The sequence below is a fragment of the Amycolatopsis sp. NPDC051045 genome (genome assembly GCF_040682955.1).
In the GTDB taxonomy this organism is placed as follows: Bacteria; Actinomycetota; Actinomycetes; order Mycobacteriales; family Pseudonocardiaceae; genus Amycolatopsis.
In genome coordinates this window covers 158,351-175,465 of the sequence record NZ_JBFBCC010000009.1, presented here as the reverse complement: position 1 = coordinate 175,465, position 17,115 = coordinate 158,351, and the positions used below count along the sequence as shown (strand labels likewise).

The 17,115-nt window shown below is 72.2% G+C and carries 15 protein-coding genes; 3 read left to right on the top strand and 12 right to left on the bottom strand.

Translation table 11 applies throughout. The features are described from left to right. Positions 1-14: 14 nt before the first annotated feature. From mltG to AB0M80_RS22575, 8 genes are all read right to left on the bottom strand, one after another. Complete coding sequence (gene mltG / locus AB0M80_RS22610; RefSeq protein ID WP_364568032.1) at positions 15-2,165, bottom strand: endolytic transglycosylase MltG; 2,151 nt, start codon at positions 2,163-2,165, stop codon at positions 15-17. Continuing rightward, positions 2,162-2,623: a Holliday junction resolvase RuvX gene (ruvX, locus tag AB0M80_RS22605; protein ID WP_051736371.1), complete on the bottom strand. Its 462-nt coding sequence runs from the start codon at positions 2,621-2,623 to the stop codon at positions 2,162-2,164. The genes mltG and ruvX overlap by 4 nt, the downstream gene beginning before the upstream one ends. Positions 2,624-2,654: 31 nt before the next feature. Continuing rightward, entirely contained in the window at positions 2,655-5,315 is a 2,661-nt protein-coding gene (alaS, locus tag AB0M80_RS22600) for an alanine--tRNA ligase (protein ID WP_364568029.1), read from the bottom strand. A gap of 71 nt (positions 5,316-5,386) precedes the next feature. Beyond that, positions 5,387-5,692 (bottom strand): hypothetical protein, encoded by a 306-nt coding sequence (locus AB0M80_RS22595; RefSeq protein ID WP_364568026.1) that lies wholly within the window; start codon positions 5,690-5,692, stop codon positions 5,387-5,389. Then, positions 5,689-6,075 (bottom strand): DUF948 domain-containing protein, encoded by a 387-nt coding sequence (locus AB0M80_RS22590; RefSeq protein WP_360267303.1) that lies wholly within the window; start codon positions 6,073-6,075, stop codon positions 5,689-5,691. The genes AB0M80_RS22595 and AB0M80_RS22590 overlap by 4 nt, the downstream gene beginning before the upstream one ends. 297 nt (positions 6,076-6,372) lie before the next feature. Beyond that, entirely contained in the window at positions 6,373-7,218 is an 846-nt protein-coding gene (locus AB0M80_RS22585) for an NAD(P)-dependent oxidoreductase (protein ID WP_364568024.1), read from the bottom strand. A 37-nt stretch (positions 7,219-7,255) separates the two neighbouring features. Next, positions 7,256-7,633, bottom strand: a complete 378-nt coding sequence (locus tag AB0M80_RS22580; protein ID WP_364568021.1) for a VOC family protein — start codon at positions 7,631-7,633, stop codon at positions 7,256-7,258. Positions 7,634-7,823: 190 nt separating this feature from the next. Then, entirely contained in the window at positions 7,824-9,197 is a 1,374-nt protein-coding gene (locus tag AB0M80_RS22575; protein ID WP_364568019.1) for a replication-associated recombination protein A, read from the bottom strand. Positions 9,198-9,330: 133 nt separating this feature from the next. Here AB0M80_RS22575 and AB0M80_RS22570 point away from each other — a divergent pair, with 133 nt between their 5' ends. The 3 genes from AB0M80_RS22570 to AB0M80_RS22560 all read left to right on the top strand — a co-directional run bounded on the left by AB0M80_RS22570 (position 9,331) and on the right by AB0M80_RS22560 (position 12,058). After that, positions 9,331-10,026, top strand: a complete 696-nt coding sequence (locus AB0M80_RS22570) for a TetR/AcrR family transcriptional regulator (RefSeq protein ID WP_364568016.1) — start codon at positions 9,331-9,333, stop codon at positions 10,024-10,026. A gap of 31 nt (positions 10,027-10,057) precedes the next feature. Further along, positions 10,058-11,266, top strand: coding sequence for a cytochrome P450 (locus AB0M80_RS22565; RefSeq protein WP_364568013.1), 1,209 nt, complete (start codon positions 10,058-10,060; stop codon positions 11,264-11,266). A gap of 63 nt (positions 11,267-11,329) precedes the next feature. Continuing rightward, positions 11,330-12,058, top strand: a complete 729-nt coding sequence (locus AB0M80_RS22560) for a YfcE family phosphodiesterase (RefSeq protein WP_364568010.1) — start codon at positions 11,330-11,332, stop codon at positions 12,056-12,058. Here AB0M80_RS22560 and AB0M80_RS22555 read toward each other — a convergent pair. From AB0M80_RS22555 to aspS, 4 genes are all read right to left on the bottom strand, one after another. Further along, entirely contained in the window at positions 12,030-12,860 is an 831-nt protein-coding gene (locus AB0M80_RS22555) for an SGNH/GDSL hydrolase family protein (RefSeq protein WP_364568564.1), read from the bottom strand. The genes AB0M80_RS22560 and AB0M80_RS22555 overlap by 29 nt on opposite strands. Positions 12,861-12,996: 136 nt before the next feature. Next, positions 12,997-14,178: a phosphotransferase gene (locus AB0M80_RS22550; RefSeq protein ID WP_364568008.1), complete on the bottom strand. Its 1,182-nt coding sequence runs from the start codon at positions 14,176-14,178 to the stop codon at positions 12,997-12,999. 79 nt (positions 14,179-14,257) lie between these two features. Continuing rightward, positions 14,258-15,205, bottom strand: coding sequence for a DUF389 domain-containing protein (locus AB0M80_RS22545; RefSeq protein WP_364568005.1), 948 nt, complete (start codon positions 15,203-15,205; stop codon positions 14,258-14,260). Further along, a complete protein-coding gene (aspS, locus tag AB0M80_RS22540) occupies positions 15,205-16,980 on the bottom strand; it encodes an aspartate--tRNA ligase (RefSeq protein ID WP_364568002.1) in 1,776 nt (591 codons plus the stop codon). The genes AB0M80_RS22545 and aspS overlap by 1 nt, the downstream gene beginning before the upstream one ends. Positions 16,981-17,115: the final 135 nt, after the last annotated feature.

Here is a 17,115-nt window from a genome sequence, read left to right as displayed (position 1 = left end):
CGGCCTTCCGAGCCTCAGATGACACCGCGTTCCCTGGCCAGGTCGCGGTTCCGGTTCTGCTCGTCGTTCGTGACCGCGAAGCAGGACAGGCCGTTCTTCTCGCACTTGACGAAGTACACCCAGTCCCCGGCCGGCGGTTTCACCGCGGCCTGGATCGCGTCCGGGCTCGGCACCGAAATCGGGGTCGGCGGCAGCCCGGTGTTCTTGTACGTGTTGTACGCGCCGGACTTCAGCCGCTCCGCTTCGTCGGTCAGCAGCGTCGGCCGGTCCAGCACGTAGTTGACCGTGGAGTCCATCTGCAGCCGCATGTTGATCTTCAGCCGGTTGTAGATGACCCGCGAGAGCTTGCCGAAGTCGGCCTTCACCGCTTCGCGTTCGATGATCGAGGCGATGATCAGCGTCTGGTACGGCGTCATGCCGGGACCGGTCGACTGCGGGGACAGCCCGGCGTTCTGGAGCGCTTCGGTCGAGCTGCGCACCAGCTGCCCGAGGATCTCCGGCGCGGTGGACCCCGGCTTGACGTCGTAGAGGCCGGGCGCGATCAGGCCCTCCAGCCTCCGGTCCTTGCGGTCGGCCTTGTTCGCGGGCTCGACCGCCCAGTCCGGCACGCCGAGCTGCTTCAGGTCCGCCGCGTCGACGGCCTTGCGCAGGTCGTCCGCCGAGATGCAGGTGCTCTTGCCGTTGAGCTGCGCGCAGGACGCCTTCGCCATCAGGCTGTACACGCCGGGCGTGACCTTGCCGTCGGGCTGGGTGATGTCGTCGAACTGCGTGTACGGCCGGATCTCCAGCTGCCCGACCCGCGAGGCCGGGGCGGTGATCCGGTCGACCGCGCTGGCCCCGGACATGTGCGACTTCATCACGTAGAAGCCGTGCTGGATCCGGGCGAGCTTCGGGTTGCCTTCGCCGGCCTTCACGAACGCCTTGCCGCTGGCGACGATGCCCGCCGTGGTGAGCTTCGCGCCGATCGCCGACGTCGAATCGCCGTCGTCGACCTGGAAGAGCACGTCCTCGGTGCCGGCGCCTTCGAAGTCGTCGTAGCCGAAGAACGAGTTGAAGCCGTACCAGGCGCCGCCCACGAGCAGGGCGATCACCGCGATGGCGGCCACCCAGCCGAGGGCGCGCTTGCCCTTCTTCTTTTTCCGCGGCTTCTCCGGCTCTTCGTCGTAGCCGTCGTAGTCGTCGTACTCCGACTCGTCGTAGTCGTCGTAGTCGTCGTAGTCCGCGTACTCGTCGTCTTCGGCGAAGTGCTCGGGCTCCTCCTGCGGCGCGCGGGGCGGCTCGGCCGGGGGCGGCGGTGCCAGCGCGGGCAGGACGTCGGTGACCGGTTCCTCGCGCACCGGCGGGGGCGGCGGGCGGCGGCGCCGCGGCGGCTCGACGCCGGGTTCGGGCACGCCTGCGGTGCGGTCACCCGGCTGGCCGGGCCGCCGGGCGGGCGGTTCGGGGGCCGGACGGCGGCGCTGCGGGGGTTCGGCCGGCTCGTCCGGTTCCGGGGCCGCACGACGCCCGCGCGGCGGCTCGGCCCCCTCGACCGGTTCGGGAGCCGGGCGGCGACGCCGCGGAGGCTCGGCCGGCTCGATCCGTTCCGGGGCCGCCCGGCGCCGGCGCGGCGGCTCGGCCACCTCGTCCGGTTCGGGAGCCGGGCGGCGACGCCGCGGAGGCTCGGCCGGCTCGATCCGTTCCGGGGCCGCGCGACGCCGGTGCGGCGGCTCGGCCACCTCGTCCGGCTCGGGAGCAGCGCGACGCCGGCGCGGGGCCGGTGGCTCGATCTCGGAGCCCTCGTCGAGGCCGTGGCGGGCGTGGGCGGCGCGGGCCGGGGCGGCCCGCCGCTCCTGCGGGTCGAGTTCGGCGTCGGCCGGGGGCAGGGTGGCCGGCGGTTCGAGGCGGCGACGGCCGGACTGCGGCGCGTCGCGGCGCGGGTCGTAGGCCGGCGGCTCCGCGGGCCGGGCCCGGCGGGACGGCTGGGGCAGGTCGTACTCACCGCTGGGTGCCTGCCCGCGACGCGGCGGCAGCTCGTGCTGCCCGCTCGGGGTGCGCCGCGGATCCGCGGCGCGGGGATCACGCGGGTCCACGCGGCGCGGTGCGGGCCGGGACGGCGGCGGGGTGGCCGCTTCCGGTTCGCGCAGTCGCCGGCGCCCGCGTGGGGGCTCGGGTGGCTGCTCGTTCATCGGTCTCCCTCCCGGGCGCGGTGCGCAGCGGCGGCGTCGATCCAGGCCTGCAGGATCTCGACGGCGGCGGCCTGGTCGACCACCGCGCGCTGCTTGCGGCCTTTGACCCCGCGCTGGGAGAGGATGCGGGATGCGGTGACCGTGGTCAGCCGCTCGTCGCCCAGCCGGACCGGCACGGGCGCTATCCGCCCGGCCAGGCGTTCAGAATACGCGATGGCCAGCTCGGCCGCCGGGCCCTGGCGGTTGGCGAGCGTTCTGGGCAGGCCCACGATCACCTCGACCACCTCGTGCTCGGTGACGAGGGCGGCCAGCTGGTCCAGATCACTGTCGTCGGTCGCATCGCGGGAGAGGGTAACCAATGGCGAGGCGAGCACGGGGGCCGGATCGCTCAGCGCCACCCCGACCCGGACGGATCCGACATCCACACCGAGCCGCCGGCCCCGGCCCGGATCGCCCACCCCGGGGCGGTCCGGGTCGCGGTTTCCGCGGTTAACCAATGCCGGCAATCGCCGTGCGGAGGGCCTCGACCGCCTCGGCCGCACCGGCCGGGTTGGTGCCGCCGCCCTGGGCCATGTCGGGCTTGCCGCCGCCCCGTCCGCCGATGTGCCCGGCGAACGACGGGACGAGCTTGCCCGCGGCGATGCCCTGCTCCTGGGCCGCCTTGGTCGTCGCGACGACGAAGCTCAGCTTCTCGCCGGCCGGCGAGAAGAGCGCCACCACGCCGGGCCGCGAACCGAGCCGGCCGCGGAGGTCCGACGCGAGCGCGCGCAGGCCGTTGCCGTCGACGTCCGGGACGACCTCGGCCACCACGGTGACGCCGCCGATTTCCTGCGCCTTGTCGAGCAGCGAGCCCGCCGAGCCCAGCACCTGCTGGGTCTTGAGCTGCGCGATCTCCTTCTCGGCGTTCTTCAGCCGGGTCAGGACGTCCTCGATGCGGCCCGGCAGCTGGTCCGAGGGCACCTTGAAGGTGTTCGCCAGCTGGGAGACCAGCAGCTGCTCCTTGCGGACGTACTTCAGCGCGTCCGTGCCGACCAGCGCCTCGACGCGGTGCACGCCGGAGCCGATGGAGGCGTCGGAGACCAGCTTGACCAGGCCGAGCTGGCCGATCCGGTCGACGTGCGTGCCGCCGCAGAGCTCGCGGGAGTACTCGCCCATGTCGACCACGCGGACGTCGTTGCCGTACTTCTCGCCGAACAGCGCGACCGCGCCCAGCTCGAGGGCCTTGTCCTTGGTCGTGGTGAAGCTCTGCACCTCGACGTTGGTCTGCAGGTAGTCGTTGACCTCCTGCTCGACCTCGGTCAGCACGTCGGCCGACACCGAGCCGGGCGTGGTGAAGTCGAACCGCATGCGGCCCGGGGAGTTCAGCGAACCCGCCTGCGCCGCGCGCTTGCCGTAGGCGCCGCGGACGGCCGCGTGCACCAGGTGTGTCGCGGAGTGCGAGCGCTCGATGGACAGCCGCCGGTGCGCGTCGACCGAGCCGGTCAGCTTGGTGCCCAGGCCGACCTCGCCTTGCGCGACCTCGACGCGGTGCACGAACAGCCCCGGCACGATCTTCTGGACGTCCAGCACCTTCAGCTCGACGCCGTCGCCGAGCAGGACGCCGGTGTCGGCGACCTGGCCACCACTCTCGGCGTAGAACGGCGTGCGGTCGAGGACGAGCTCCGCCTTCTTGCCCGCGGTGACGCTGCGGACCGGCTGCCCGTCTTCGAGCAGGGCGACGACCTTCGCTTCGGCCTGCAGGTCGGTGTAGCCGAGGAACTCGGTCTCGCCGTGCTGCTCCAGGACCTTCCGGTACTCCGAGAGGTCGCCGTGGCCGGTCTTGCGCGACGCCGCGTCCGCCTTCGCGCGGGTGCGCTGCTCGTTCATGAGCGTGCGGAAGCCGTCCTCGTCGACGGTCAGGCCCTGCTCAGCCGCCATCTCGAGGGTGAGGTCGATCGGGAAGCCGTAGGTGTCGTGCAGCTGGAAGGCCTTGTCGCCGGCCAGCACGTCGCCGCCGCCGCGCTTGGTCTCCTCGGCGGCCAGGTCGAAGATGCGCGAACCACTCGTCAGGGTCGAGAGGAACGCCTCCTCCTCGATCCGGACGACCTCGTTGATCCGGTCGAAGCCGCTGACCAGCTCGGGGTAGGTCGGGCCCATCGTGTCGCGCACGACCGACGCGAACGCCTGCAGCACCGGCTCGTGCACGCCCAGCAGGCGCGAGGAGCGGACGATGCGGCGCAGCAGCCGGCGCAGCACGTAACCACGGCCGTCGTTGCCCGGGGTGACGCCGTCGCCGATCAGCATGACGCCGGTGCGGGCGTGGTCGGCGATGACGCGGAAGCGGACGTCGTCGGCGTGGTTGGCGCCGTAGCGGCGGCCCGAGAACTCCTCCGCGCGGCCGATGACCGGGCGCACGAGGTCGGTCTCGTAGACGTTCTCGACGCCCTGCAGGATCGTCGCTACGCGCTCGACGCCCATACCGGTGTCGATGTTCTTCTTCGGCAGCTCGCCGATCGGCCGGTGCCCGAGCTTGGGGCTCAGGTCGCCGCGGACGTCCTGCATGAAGACGAGGTTCCAGATCTCGATGTAGCGGTCCTCGTCCGCGACCGGGCCGCCCTCGCGGCCGTACGCCGGGCCGCGGTCGTAGTAGATCTCCGAGCAGGGGCCGCCGGGACCGGGCACGCCCATGTCCCAGTAGTTGTCCTTGCCGTCGCGGGCCTGGATGCGCTCGCCGGGCAGGCCGGTGAGCTTGCGCCAGAGCCCGGCCGCCTCGGAGTCGTCGTTGTAGACCGTCGCCCAGATGCGGTCGGGGTCCAGGCCGAAGCCGCCGTCGCTCTGGGGCTTGGTGATCAGCTCCCAGGCGGCCTCGATGGCGCCTTCCTTGAAGTAGTCGCCGAAGGAGAAGTTGCCGGCCATCTGGAAGAACGTGTTGTGCCGGGTGGTCTTGCCGACCTCGTCGATGTCCGGCGTGCGCACGCACTTCTGCACGGAGGTCGCGCGCGGGTACGGCGGCGGCGCCTCACCGAGGAAGTACGGCTTGAACTGCACCATGCCGGCGTTGACGAACAGCAGGTTCGGGTCGTCGAGGATCAGCGGCGCGCTCGGCACGCGCGTGTGGCCCCTCGCTTCGAAATGGCGTAGGAAGCGGTCGGTGATTTCGTGTGTGTCCACGGGTCAATCCTTGTGCTGGTGGCGAAGAACGGGTTCGGCGGCGACGGCGGAGGGCTCCGGGCAGGCCCGGATCAGCCCTCCGCCCGGCGAGCTCGCCGGACCGGGCGCCGGGCCACGGCGGCGTGCCGTCCCTCGGCGCGGGGCGCGGTCACGCCCGTCCGCTCCTCGACCATGTCGTGCAGCTCCTGTTCCCGCTCGCTCATGCCCGCGCGCACCTCGGCGCCGAACGAACCCACGGCGCCGGCCAGCTCGCGCACGGCGTCTCCCAGGTTCGAGGCTAACCCGGCCGGGGTGGCCTGACGAGCGGTTTCGGCGGCCTTGCGGGACAGGGTGACGCCGGCGACGACCCCGACGCCGAGCCAGAACAGCCGCTTCATTTGCCGGCCTTCCTCGCGGCCTTCAAGGCGCTCTTCTTCTTGCGCGCCTTGATCGCCTTGTTGAGCCCGTAGGACAGCGCCGCGGTCTTGACCAGCGGGCCGCCCAGGGTCGCGGTGAACACCGACGCCAGCGCCGAGACGTTGCCCGTGACCGCCTGCGCGTTCGCGGTGATCCCGTCCACCCGCTCCAGCTGGGTGTTGACGTGGGTGATCGTCTCGTTCGCGCCGATCAGCAGCGGATCGGTGTTGCTGTTGGTGCGCTCGATCGCCTCGGTGGCCGCGTCCAGCGTCTTGCCGAGCTTGATCAGCGGGATCGCCAGCAGGACGACCAGCACCACGAATGCTCCTGCGGCGATCAACGCGGCGATCTGCCCTGCCGACACGGGCCCTCCTCGGTTCAGGGGTCGGGATGCCGCCTGAGGTTACCGCCTGGCCGGGTTCCCGACCGTGTCACCCCGCACAGGGCGGAAAACGGCTCGCCGCGGGGCGGTGGGCCGGAGCGATGGGACCCGCCCGCCGGGTGCTCGCCGGACCGGGCGGGCACCGCGGCCGACGTGCGGCCCGGCTGCCCGGGACCGACCTGACACGGTCCGGCTGGAGGTGGCCCGCCGCCGGGCGGCGAAGCTGACCGCGACCGGCGTGCTGCGGCGGCACCGGACCGACCGGCTCGCGACGCTCCTCTAACGCTCCTTCAGCACCGCGCGGTAGAGCGCGGCCATGTCCTCGTCGCCGTGGCCCGCCGCGACCGCCGCCTCCAGGTGCGCGAGAGCCGCCTTCGCGCCCGCCACGTCGACGTCCTCGCCGGCCGCCTCGACCACCAGCCGCGCGTCCTTCGCCGCCAGGCCCGCCGGGAACGCCGGCGGGTACTCCCCCGACAGCATCGCCCCGCCCTTCACGTGCGCGTAGCCGACGTCCAGGCCCCCGCCTTCGATCGTCTCCAGGAACAGGGCGGGGTCGAGACCCAGCGCACGAGCCAGGCCCAGGCTCTCGGCCGTCGCGTTCGTCAGCGCGAGCACCCAGGCGTTCATCACCAGCTTCAGGCGGCTGCCCCGGCCCGCCGGGCCCAGCCACAGCGTCTTCAGGCCGACCGCGTCGAACACCGGCGTGGCCTTCGGGCGCGCCTCCTCGGGGCCGGACGCCAGCACCTGCAGCTGCGCCTGCTCCGCGGGCTGCCGGGTGCCGAGCACCGGCGCGTCGACGAACACCACGCCCGCCTGCTCCGCCGTCGCGGCGAGCCGGTCGGTCCAGTCGAGGCCGACCGTGCTCATCTGCAGCCACAACGTGCCCGAAGCCGGCGAAGCGGCTTCGAACGCCGAAGCGACGGCTGGGCCGTCCGCGAGCATCGTCACGAGGATGTCCGCGCCGTCGGCCGCGGCCGCCGCCGAATCGGCGACCGTGGCGACGTCGGCGAGCGGCTCGGCCTTCTCCCGGGTCCGGTTCCAGACCCGGACGTCGAGGCCCGCCTTGGCGATGTTGGCCGCCATCGGGGCGCCCATGATCCCGGTTCCGAGAAACGCGACAGTCATGCCGCCATCGTGCCGAAGGCGCGGCACGCCCGCGCGCTCAGTAGTCGCCCAGCAGGCAGAACGGGTGGCCCGCCGGATCGGCGTAGACGCGCCAGCCGCGGCCGCCGAGGTCCGGGTCGAGCAGCCGGCCACCGTGCACCAGGACCAGGTGGTGCGACGCCCGGAAGTCGTCGACCTCGAAGTCGAGGTGGAACTGCTGCGGGAAGGCCGGGTCGGGCCAGTGCGGCGGCCGGTGGTCCGGCGCCCGCTGGAAGCCCAGGACCAGCCCGTTCACGTGCAGGGTCGACCAGTCCTCGTCGACCCGCCACCGCGGATCGGGCCGATCCACCTCCCCGCCGAGCAGAGCCTGGTAGAAGCGGGCGAGCACGAGCGGTTCCGGACAGTCCAGGACGATGCACTGCAGCGTCGCGGGCACGGGTCGCCTCCTGCCGTGGCTGGGGCCCTCCCTTGTTCAGGGCCGCCTCGAAGCGCGAAGCTTACGAAGCCCGATGATCTTGGCCACCCCGGCCCACACTCCGGGCGAACGGCGTTCAACAGCGGGTGAAGCCCGCTTCACGCACTGATCACCGTCGCTGCCCACCTCAGTGCCCACGTCGCTGCCCACGTCACTGCCCGCGGATCGTCCGGCGCAGCTTGGGGACGCGCTCGGCGAGCGGCCGCTCGGCGCCGCGCTGGGTGGGCTCGTAGTAGTCCCGGCCCACCAGTTCGTCCGGCGGGTACTGCTGCGCCAGCACCCCTTCGGGCACGTTGTGCGGGTACCGGTAGCCCTGCGCGTTGCCCAGCTTCTTCGCCCCCGCGTAGTGCCCGTCGCGCAGGTGCGGCGGGACGGTCCCGGCCAGCCCCCCGCGGACGTCGGCCAAAGCGGCGTCGATGCCTTTGATCACCGCGTTGGACTTCGGCGCGGTCGCCAGGTGCACGGTCGCCTGCGCGAGCGCCAGCCTGCCCTCCGGCATGCCGATGAACTGCACCGCGTGCGCGGCCGCGACCGCCGACTGCAGCGCCGTGGGGTCGGCCATCCCGATGTCTTCGCTGGCGTGCACGACCAGCCGCCGCGCGAGGAACCGCGGGTCCTCCCCCGCCTCGATCATCCGGGCCAGGTAGTGCAGCGCGGCGTCCACATCGGACCCGCGGATCGACTTGATGAACGCGCTGATCACGTCGTAGTGCTGGTCGCCGTCGCGGTCGTAGCGCACCGCCGCTTTGTCCACAGTGGATTCGACGGTGGCGAGGTCGATGGTCTTCGCGTCGGTGGCCGACGCCGCGTCCGCCGCCGCCTCCAGCGCGGTGAGCGCGCGGCGCGCGTCCCCGCCCGCGAGCCGGACGAGGTGGGCGCGCGCGTCCTCGCTCAGCGTCAGCTCGCCGCCGAGGCCACGCTCGTCGGCGAGCGCGCGCTCGATCAGCGCCGTGATGTCGGCGTCGGTCAGCGGGCGCAGCTGCAGCACCAGCGAGCGCGACAGCAGCGGCGACACGACCGAGAACGACGGGTTCTCGGTCGTCGCCGCGACCAGCAGGACGGTGCGGTCCTCGACCGCGCCCAGCAGCGCGTCCTGCTGGGTCTTGGAGAACCGGTGCACCTCGTCGATGAACAGCACGGTGTTTTCGGCGTTGTACTGGCGCCGCCGCCGCGCTTCCTCGATGACCCCGCGGACTTCCTTGACGCCCGCCGAAAGCGCGGACATCGCGACGAACCGGCGGCCGGTGGCGATCGACACGAGATTGGCCAGCGTCGTCTTGCCGGTGCCCGGCGGGCCGTAGAGCAGCACCGACGCCGGCGCGGCGCCCTCGACCAGCCGTCGCAGCGGAGCCCCTTCGCGCAGCAGGTGCTGCTGGCCGACGACCTCCCCGAGCGAGCGCGGGCGCATCCGCACGGCCAGTGGGGAGCCGGCCGGGTCCGCCTGCGGTTCCGCCGCGTTCGACGTCGTGCGCTCTGGCGGGGGCGCCACGTCGGAGTTCACGGTGAAGAGTTCGTCCTGTGCCACGGAGATGACGTTAACCGACGGCACCGACAGAACCACTTGCCCCGGTCTCCGGATCGGCGCTACCGTCGTCGACGACCGGTTGACCGAAAGTGCGGTTCCGGTCAAACAGTCAAAGATCGACGGAACGAGACGCATGAGCCATCCCAACCGCGAGCGCGCCGACCGGATCCTGGACGCGGCGGGCGAGCTGCTGCTGCGCATGGGCTACCGCAAGGTGGCGATCGACGACGTCGCGCGCGCGGTCGGCATCGGCAAGGGCACCGTCTACCTCCACTGGCGCACCAAGGAGCTGGTGTTCCAGGCGCTGATGATGCGGGAGTCGGCCGACCTGACCGACGAGCTGCTGACCGCGATCAAAGCCGACCCGGCCATGATCCTCCCGCACCGGATGATCCCGCGGTCCTTCCTCATCACCCAGCGCCGACCGCTGGTGATGGCGATGCTGCGCGGCAACGCCGAGATGTTCGGCTCGCTCGGCGACCTCGCCTTGAAGAAGCAGCAGGACGAGCTGCGCACGCGGTTCGAGGAGGCGATGCTCCGGTGCGGGCTGCTCCGCTCGGACGTGCCGAACCTGACCTACGCGCTCAAGACCGCGACACTCGGCTTCTACGTCGGCGACACGCTTTCCGGCGACTTCGAGGGCATTCCCCTCGAAGAGAAGGCGGACGTGCTCGCCCACCTGATCCGCACCGCCTTCGAACCGCCCGGGGAGCCCGATCCCGGCGCGGTCGCGGAGGTGGCGGCGGAACTGAGCTCGGCGCTCGAGGAGCTCGTCTCGAGCTACCGGGAAGGGATCTACGCACACGATCCCACCAGGGCACCCGGCTGACGCCGGGGCCACACCGGGGAAAGGGGCGGAAATGACCACCACACTCGCCGACACCTGGGGACTCCACGAGGCCCAGTTCTGGCTGCGAGGCAAGCAACCGGAGAAGCGGGTCGAGTTCGCCGCGGAACTGGGGATGTGGAACGTCTACGGGCACCCGGAGATCGAAGCGATCCTCCGCGACCCGGCGACGTTCTCCTCCGACACCTCGCGGCTGGTGCCGAAGGAGATGCTGCCGGATCCCGGCCAGGACACGGCGACGGGCAGCATCCTGCAGCTGGACCCGCCGCTGCACAACAAGATGCGCAAGCTCGTCAGCCGCGCGTTCACGCCGAAGGTGGTGGCGGACCTCGAGCCGAGGATCGCCACGCTCACCCACGAGCTGCTCGACGCGGTCCCCGCCGGCGGCCGGCTGGAGCTGGTGGAGAGCCTGGCCTACCCGCTGCCGGTGATCGTCATCGCCGAGCTGCTGGGCGTCCCGGCGAGCGACCGATACCTGTTCAAGGGCTGGGTGGACAAGATGTTCGAGTCCACCGACCAGGTTTCGCTGGTGCAGAAGGACGAAAAGCAGGATGCGGCGATCAGGAAATCGCTGGAGGGCCAGAAGGCCCTCACCGACTACCTGGGCGTGCACGTCGACGAGCGGCGGCAGCGGCCGAGGGAGGACCTGCTGACGAAACTGGTCGAGGCCGAGCTGGACGGCGAACGGCTCTCCCGCGCAGAGGTCGTCAACTTCGCGAACATCCTGCTGCTGGCCGGGCACATCACGACGACGATGCTGCTCGGCAACGTGGTGCTGTGCCTGGACACGTTCCCGGAGTGGGACGAGCGGGCGCGGGCGGACCGGTCGCTCGTGCCGCCGGTGATCGAAGAGTCGCTGCGGTACCTCACGCCGTTCGCGGCGGTGGGCCGCGCGACCATGCGGGAGGCGGAAATCGGGGGCGTCACCGTGCCGGCCGACCAGATGCTGCTGCTCTGGGTGGCGGCGGCCAACCGGGACGAGCGCGTGTTCCGCGCCCCGGGCACGTTCGACCCGCTGCGCGCGGAGAACCCGCACCTGGCGTTCGGCCGCGGGATCCACTTCTGCATCGGCGCGCCGCTCGCGCGGCTGGAGGGCCGGGTGGCGCTGAACGTCCTGTTCGACCGCTACCCGGCGTTGCGCACGATCCCGGGCGAGCCGCCGAAGTTCCAGGTCAACCCCAACATGACCGGAGTGCGGGACCTGCCGCTCGCGACGAAGTAGGCCGGGTTGCGCCCTGGGCGAAATCGCTCGCCCGGGGCGCCCGGCGTGCCCGATGGTGGACCGGTGAACGTGGCGGTGCTGGCGGACATCCACGGCGTGCTCCCGGCGCTGGAGGCCGTCCTGGCGGAGCCGGACGTCCGGGCGGCGGACCGGATCGTGCTCCTGGGAGACCTGCTCGCCGGGCCGATGCCCGTGGAGACCCTCGAGCGGTTGCAGGCGCTCGGCGACCGCGCGGTGTGGGTGCGCGGCAACGCCGACCGCGAGCTGGCCGAGTCGGCGCGCACCGGCGGCTCGTTCGTCCCGGATCCGATCTTCCCGTGGGCGGCGAAGCAGCTGCGGCCGGCGGATCTGCCGGTGCTGGACGCGCTGCCGCTCACCGTGACCTTGGGCGAGGTGCTGTTCTGCCACGCCACCCCGCGGAACGACACCGAGATCGTGCTCGTCGACAGCCCGCCGGAGCGCTGGGCGGAGGTGCTCGACGGCGTGACCGCGCCAACCGTCGTCCTGGGGCACACGCACATGCCGTTCGTCCGGCTCGCCGACCGGCGGCTGGTCGTGAACCCCGGCAGCGTCGGAATGCCTTATGGGACAAGGGGTGCGCACTGGGCGTTGCTCGGCGACGGCGTCCGGCTGCGGCGCACGGAGTACGACGCCGAGGCAGCGTGCCGGTTCCTCGCGCAGCACTGCGCTTATCCGGACATCGAGGAGTGGGCGGACTTCTTCGTCCGCAACCCGGCTTCGGACGTGGAAGCGTTGCGGGTGTTCAGCGGGCGCGGAACGAGTCCCACATGATGACGGCGGCGTAGGGCAGGAATTCGCGGCCGCGGCGCCAGAGCCACGGGATGCCCTTGAGCACCAGCCAGCCCACGTGTCCCGACGTGCTCGGCTCGACCCCGCCGCCGCAGGTGAGGCTCACCGGCTCCGGCACGTCGAACCCCGCTTCGGCGAGGAGCCCGGTGAAGCCGCGCGCGAGCATCCGGTGGCCCCGCTCGGACGGGTGCAGCCGGTCGACGCTCCACGACGTCAGGTCGTAGGCGCCGGGCAGCCGGGCCAGGTCGAGGCAGGGCACGCCTTCGCGGCCGACGACCTCGTCGACGGCCGCGTTGAGTTCGGCGACGCGGGCGCTGAGGGCGCGCTTCAGCGCCGGCGGAAGGCGGAACACCTTGCTGTGGTCGTGGAAGCGGACGGGCAGCACGGTGGTCCCGGTTTCGCCGAGGCGGCGGATCACCTCGGTGAGCTCGGCGGCGACGCGGGCGGCGTCGAAGTCCGGGCGGAGGGTGTCGTTCATGCCGGCCACCAGCAGCGCCACGTCGGGCCGGTGGGCCACCGCCGCGGGCACCTGTCCGGTGAGCACGCAGCGCATCCGGGCCCCGGTGAACGACGGATTCAGGTAGCCGCCGGCCTCGACCCCGAGCGCGGCGGCGACCAGCGGGCCGACCCCGCGCCAGCCCCCGCGCCGCGGCAGCGGATCACCGAGCCCGACGGCGGTGGAGTCCCCGAGCACGACCAGCCGCCGCGCCCGCTTGAGCGGCACGACCGGCGCAGGCCGGGAAGGCTCGGGAGGGCCGGGAACGGGAGTGACATCGACGCTCATCACGGTCACGCCCACGACCTTCGGCCACGCAGGCTCACACCCGGTGAGGACGAGGTAACACGCCTGCGACACCGGGCCTAATTCTTGACGCGGCCCGTACCGGAGCCGGAAAAGTCCTGTTCGCGGCGGGTCCGGCTCAGCGGAACGCGGGGTAGAACGCCAGGTCGGCGTGCGGCCCCAGCCGGGCCGCCAGCGCGGCCGCCACCCGGGCCGCGAACTCCGAGACCGCGGTCATCCGGACGTACCCGGCGTGCTTGGCCAGGTCGCGCCACCACGTCACGAACGCCGCCTCGCGGCTGACCGGGGGCGCGTGGCGGGCCAGGTTCAACGAACCCAGCTCCTCGCCCGTGATCAGCCACACCCGCAGCAGCTCGCTGGCCGTCAGGTGGGCGGCGAGGGCTTCGTCGTCGGCGAAGGCGGGCCACACCTCCACCACCTCCGCGCGCCACGCCGCGATCATCGCCTCGCTCATCCCGGCCGGCAGGGCGAGCGCGTCCGGCCAGCCGGCGAACGGCAGCCGCAGGTCGGCCGCGTCGACCAGGGCCGAGCGGACGCAGCCGTTTTCGAAGTCGAGGAACCGGACGCCCTGGCCGGTCACGAGGTTGTTGTCCGGGCTCAGCTCGACCGGGCTGAACGCCCGGAAGCCCGGCGCGCGCGACTGCTCGAGAGCCGCCGTCACCTGCGCGCGCACTTCGCGGGGCACCGGGATGCCGAGCCGCTTCCGGATCAGCGGCGCCACCCGCTCGCAGAGCTCGTCGACGTTGCCGGAGTCGCTCTTCGCCGGGCCGCCGAGCCGCCGCAGCAGCGCGTTGAAGTCGGCTTCCCGCCCGGCGGTGCTCGCGTGCAGCCGGCCCAGCGACCGGGCCCAGGACAGCAGGGCGCGCTCGGCCGCGCGGGAGTCGCGCGCGTAGAGCTTGTCCTCCAGCGTCGGCGTGCGGCCGAGGTCCTCGAGCACGAGCACGCGGGCGCGGCCGTCGTGAGCCACCAGCTCCGGGCACATCCGCTCGTCCGGCGAGAGCGCAGTGAACAACTGGTAGCTGACCGCCTCCTGGGCGAACGGATCGGCGCCGGAGGCCGGCCGGTCCCGGTAGTGCTTGATGACCAGCGTGCGCGGCAGCGCGAACGACGACACCACCCGCGCGCGGATCACCGTGGCCGGCCCGCTCCCCGCGAGGTCCTCCGGCGTCACCAGGGTGATCGCGCTGCCGAACCGGCGTGAGAGAACGGACTCGCCCGCCGCGACCGCCGCGGCGACAGCGAGCTGTTCGGCTCCTGCCCCGACTCCTGCGTCGCCGGCGGAGGAGGTGTCGACTGTCATTGTCACCGACCCTACTCGTGACTGAGCAACCATGACTACTGACATCCGGGCAAGAAGGTGCATCCCACCCCGATTCGCATCACCCGCGTGAAAGCGGACGCGTTCCCACCGGTGAACGTTGCCCATTCCGGCGCACGATCAACACAATGGCCGCTGCTGCAACGATTCCGAGAAGGTTGACCAGCAGCTGCCCGACGGACTGGAGACACCGGCTCCACTCCCCCGCCACGGCCGCGACGACCGCGTACCCCGCGGCCGGCACCGTGGTCACCGAGATGAACACGCCCACCAGCGCGGCCGACTTCGCCGACGTCATGGCGAGCATCCCCGCGGCGCCGGCGAGCATCGCCACGACGAGCGACGGCGCCCCGACCGAGAAGACGAAGTCGACGTCGTTGTGCTGCTGCAGCTCGAACGCCTTCTCGCCGAAGACGTCGGTCGCCCGGACCAGCAGCGTGCCGCCCAGCGTGACCACCATGGCCAGCGGGAACCCGATACCCAGCGCGGCCGCGGCCTGCCGGACCAGCTGCCCGTGCCGCAGCACCAGGCCGACGGCGAGCGCCGCCAGCGGCCCGAACTCCGGCCCGACGACCATCGCGCCGACGATCGTCACCGAGGAGTCGGTGAGCACGCCGACGGCGGCGAGCAGGCAGGCGATCGTCAGGAACGCCAGGAACGTCACGTTCAGCCGCGACTCCTCACCCGTGCGGCCGATCAGCTCCTGCCACACGACGGCGTCGGCCGCTTCGCCCGGCGCCGCTTCTTCCGCCTCGTCGGCGGCGTCGGACAACGCGGTGTCGAGCGCTTCGAGCGTGATCCCGCCGGTGTGGTCGAGGTCGAGCGCGCACAGCGCGTCGACGATCTCGTCCGCCGCCTCGCGCGCGATGTCGGCCTCGACCAGGTCTCCCACGGGCTCCACGGCGGCGCCGCGGTGCACGATGAGGTGCGCGGTGCCGGCGTGGGCCCGCAGGATGTCGAGCGCCTCGGCGGTCTTGTCCTGCGGGCACACGGCCCTCAGGTGCAGCACTAGTTCTGCGGAGCGGCGGCCGGTTTCGCGTCGATCCCGGCTTCCTTGCGCTGCTGCGCGGTGATCGGCGCGGGCGCCGCGGTCAGCGGGTCGTACCCCCCACCGGTCTTCGGGAAGGCGATCACGTCACGCAGCGAGTCGGCCTTGGCCAGCAGCATGACGATGCGGTCCCAGCCGAACGCGATGCCGCCGTGCGGCGGCGGGCCGAAGGCGAAGGCGTCGAGCAGGAAGCCGAACTTCTCCTGCGCCTCCTCCTCGCCGAGGCCCATCAGGTTGAAGACGCGCTTCTGGACGTCGCCGCGGTGGATACGGATCGAGCCACCGCCGATCTCGTTGCCGTTGCAGACGATGTCGTAGGCGTAGGCGAGCGCGTTGCCCGGGTCCTGTTCGAACTTGTCGATCCACTCCGGCGTCGGCGAGGTGAACGCGTGGTGCACGGCGGTCCACTTGCCGGAGCCGACGGCGACGTCGTCGCCGATGTCCTCGACCGGCGCGAACAGCGGCGCGTCGACGACCCACACGAACGACCAGGCGTTCTCGTCGATCAGGCCGAGACGCTTGCCGATCTCGTCGCGCGCCGCGCCGAGCAGCGGCTGGGTGCTCGACGCCTTGCCCGCGGCGAAGAAGATGCAGTCGCCCGGCTTGGCGCCCGCCGCGGCGGCGACGTTCTCGCGCTCGGTCTCGGACAGGTTCTTCGCGACCGGGCCGCCGAGCGTGCCGTCCTCGTTCACGAGGATGTACGCGAGGCCGCGCGCACCGCGCTGCTTCGCCCACTCCTGCCACGCGTCGAGCTGGCGGCGCGGCTGGCCGGCGCCGCCCGCCATGACGACCGCGCCGACGTACGGGGCCTGGAACACGCGGAACGGCGTGTCGGCGAAGAACTCCGTCATGTCGGTGATCTCGAGGTCGAAGCGCAGGTCCGGCTTGTCCGAGCCGTACTTGGCCATCGCGTCGTGGTAGGTGATGCGCGGGATCGGCCGCGGGATCTCGTGCCCGATCAGCTTCCACAGCGCGGAGACGATGTCCTCGCCGAGCGCGATCACGTCGTCCTGCTCGACGAAGCTCATCTCGATGTCGAGCTGGGTGAACTCGGGCTGCCGGTCGGCGCGGAAGTCTTCGTCGCGGTAGCAGCGGGCGATCTGGTAGTAGCGCTCCATGCCGCCGACCATGAGCAGCTGCTTGAACAGCTGCGGCGACTGCGGCAGCGCGTACCAGGAGCCGGGCTTGAGCCGGGCGGGCACCAGGAAGTCGCGCGCGCCTTCGGGGGTGGAGCGGGTCATCGTCGGGGTCTCGATCTCGACGAAGTCCTGGTTGTGCAGCACCTCGCGCGCGGCGCGGCTGACCTCGCTGCGCAGCCGCATGGCCGCGGCCGGGGCGCTGCGGCGCAGGTCCAGGTAACGGTGCTTGAGCCGGATCTCTTCGCCGACGTCGACCCGGTCGTCGATCGGGAACGGCAGCGGCGCGGACTCGGACAGCACGTCGAGCTCGGTCGCGAGGACCTCGATCTCGCCGGTGGGGATCTCGGCGTTCGCGTTGCCCTCGGGACGCTTCGCGACCTCGCCGACGATCTTGACGCAGAATTCGGAGCGCAGCGCGTGGGCGCGCTCGGCCATCTCGCCCTCGCGGAAGACGACCTGGGCGACGCCGCTCGCGTCGCGGAGGTCGATGAAGATGACGCCGCCGTGATCGCGCCGCCGGGCCACCCATCCGGTGAGGGTGACGGTCTGTCCGGCCTGCCCGGCACGCAGGGTGCCGGCTTGGTGAGTGCGGAGCACTGCGACTGCTCTCCTTCGACATGGGTGGTTCTCGCCGCTTGAAAGGCTAACGAACCGCCCAGCCTACGACGTCGGCAGGCTGGCCCGGCGCGGTGGTGTGCCGCCGTGGCGGGGAGGCTTCGGAGCCGGGTGAAC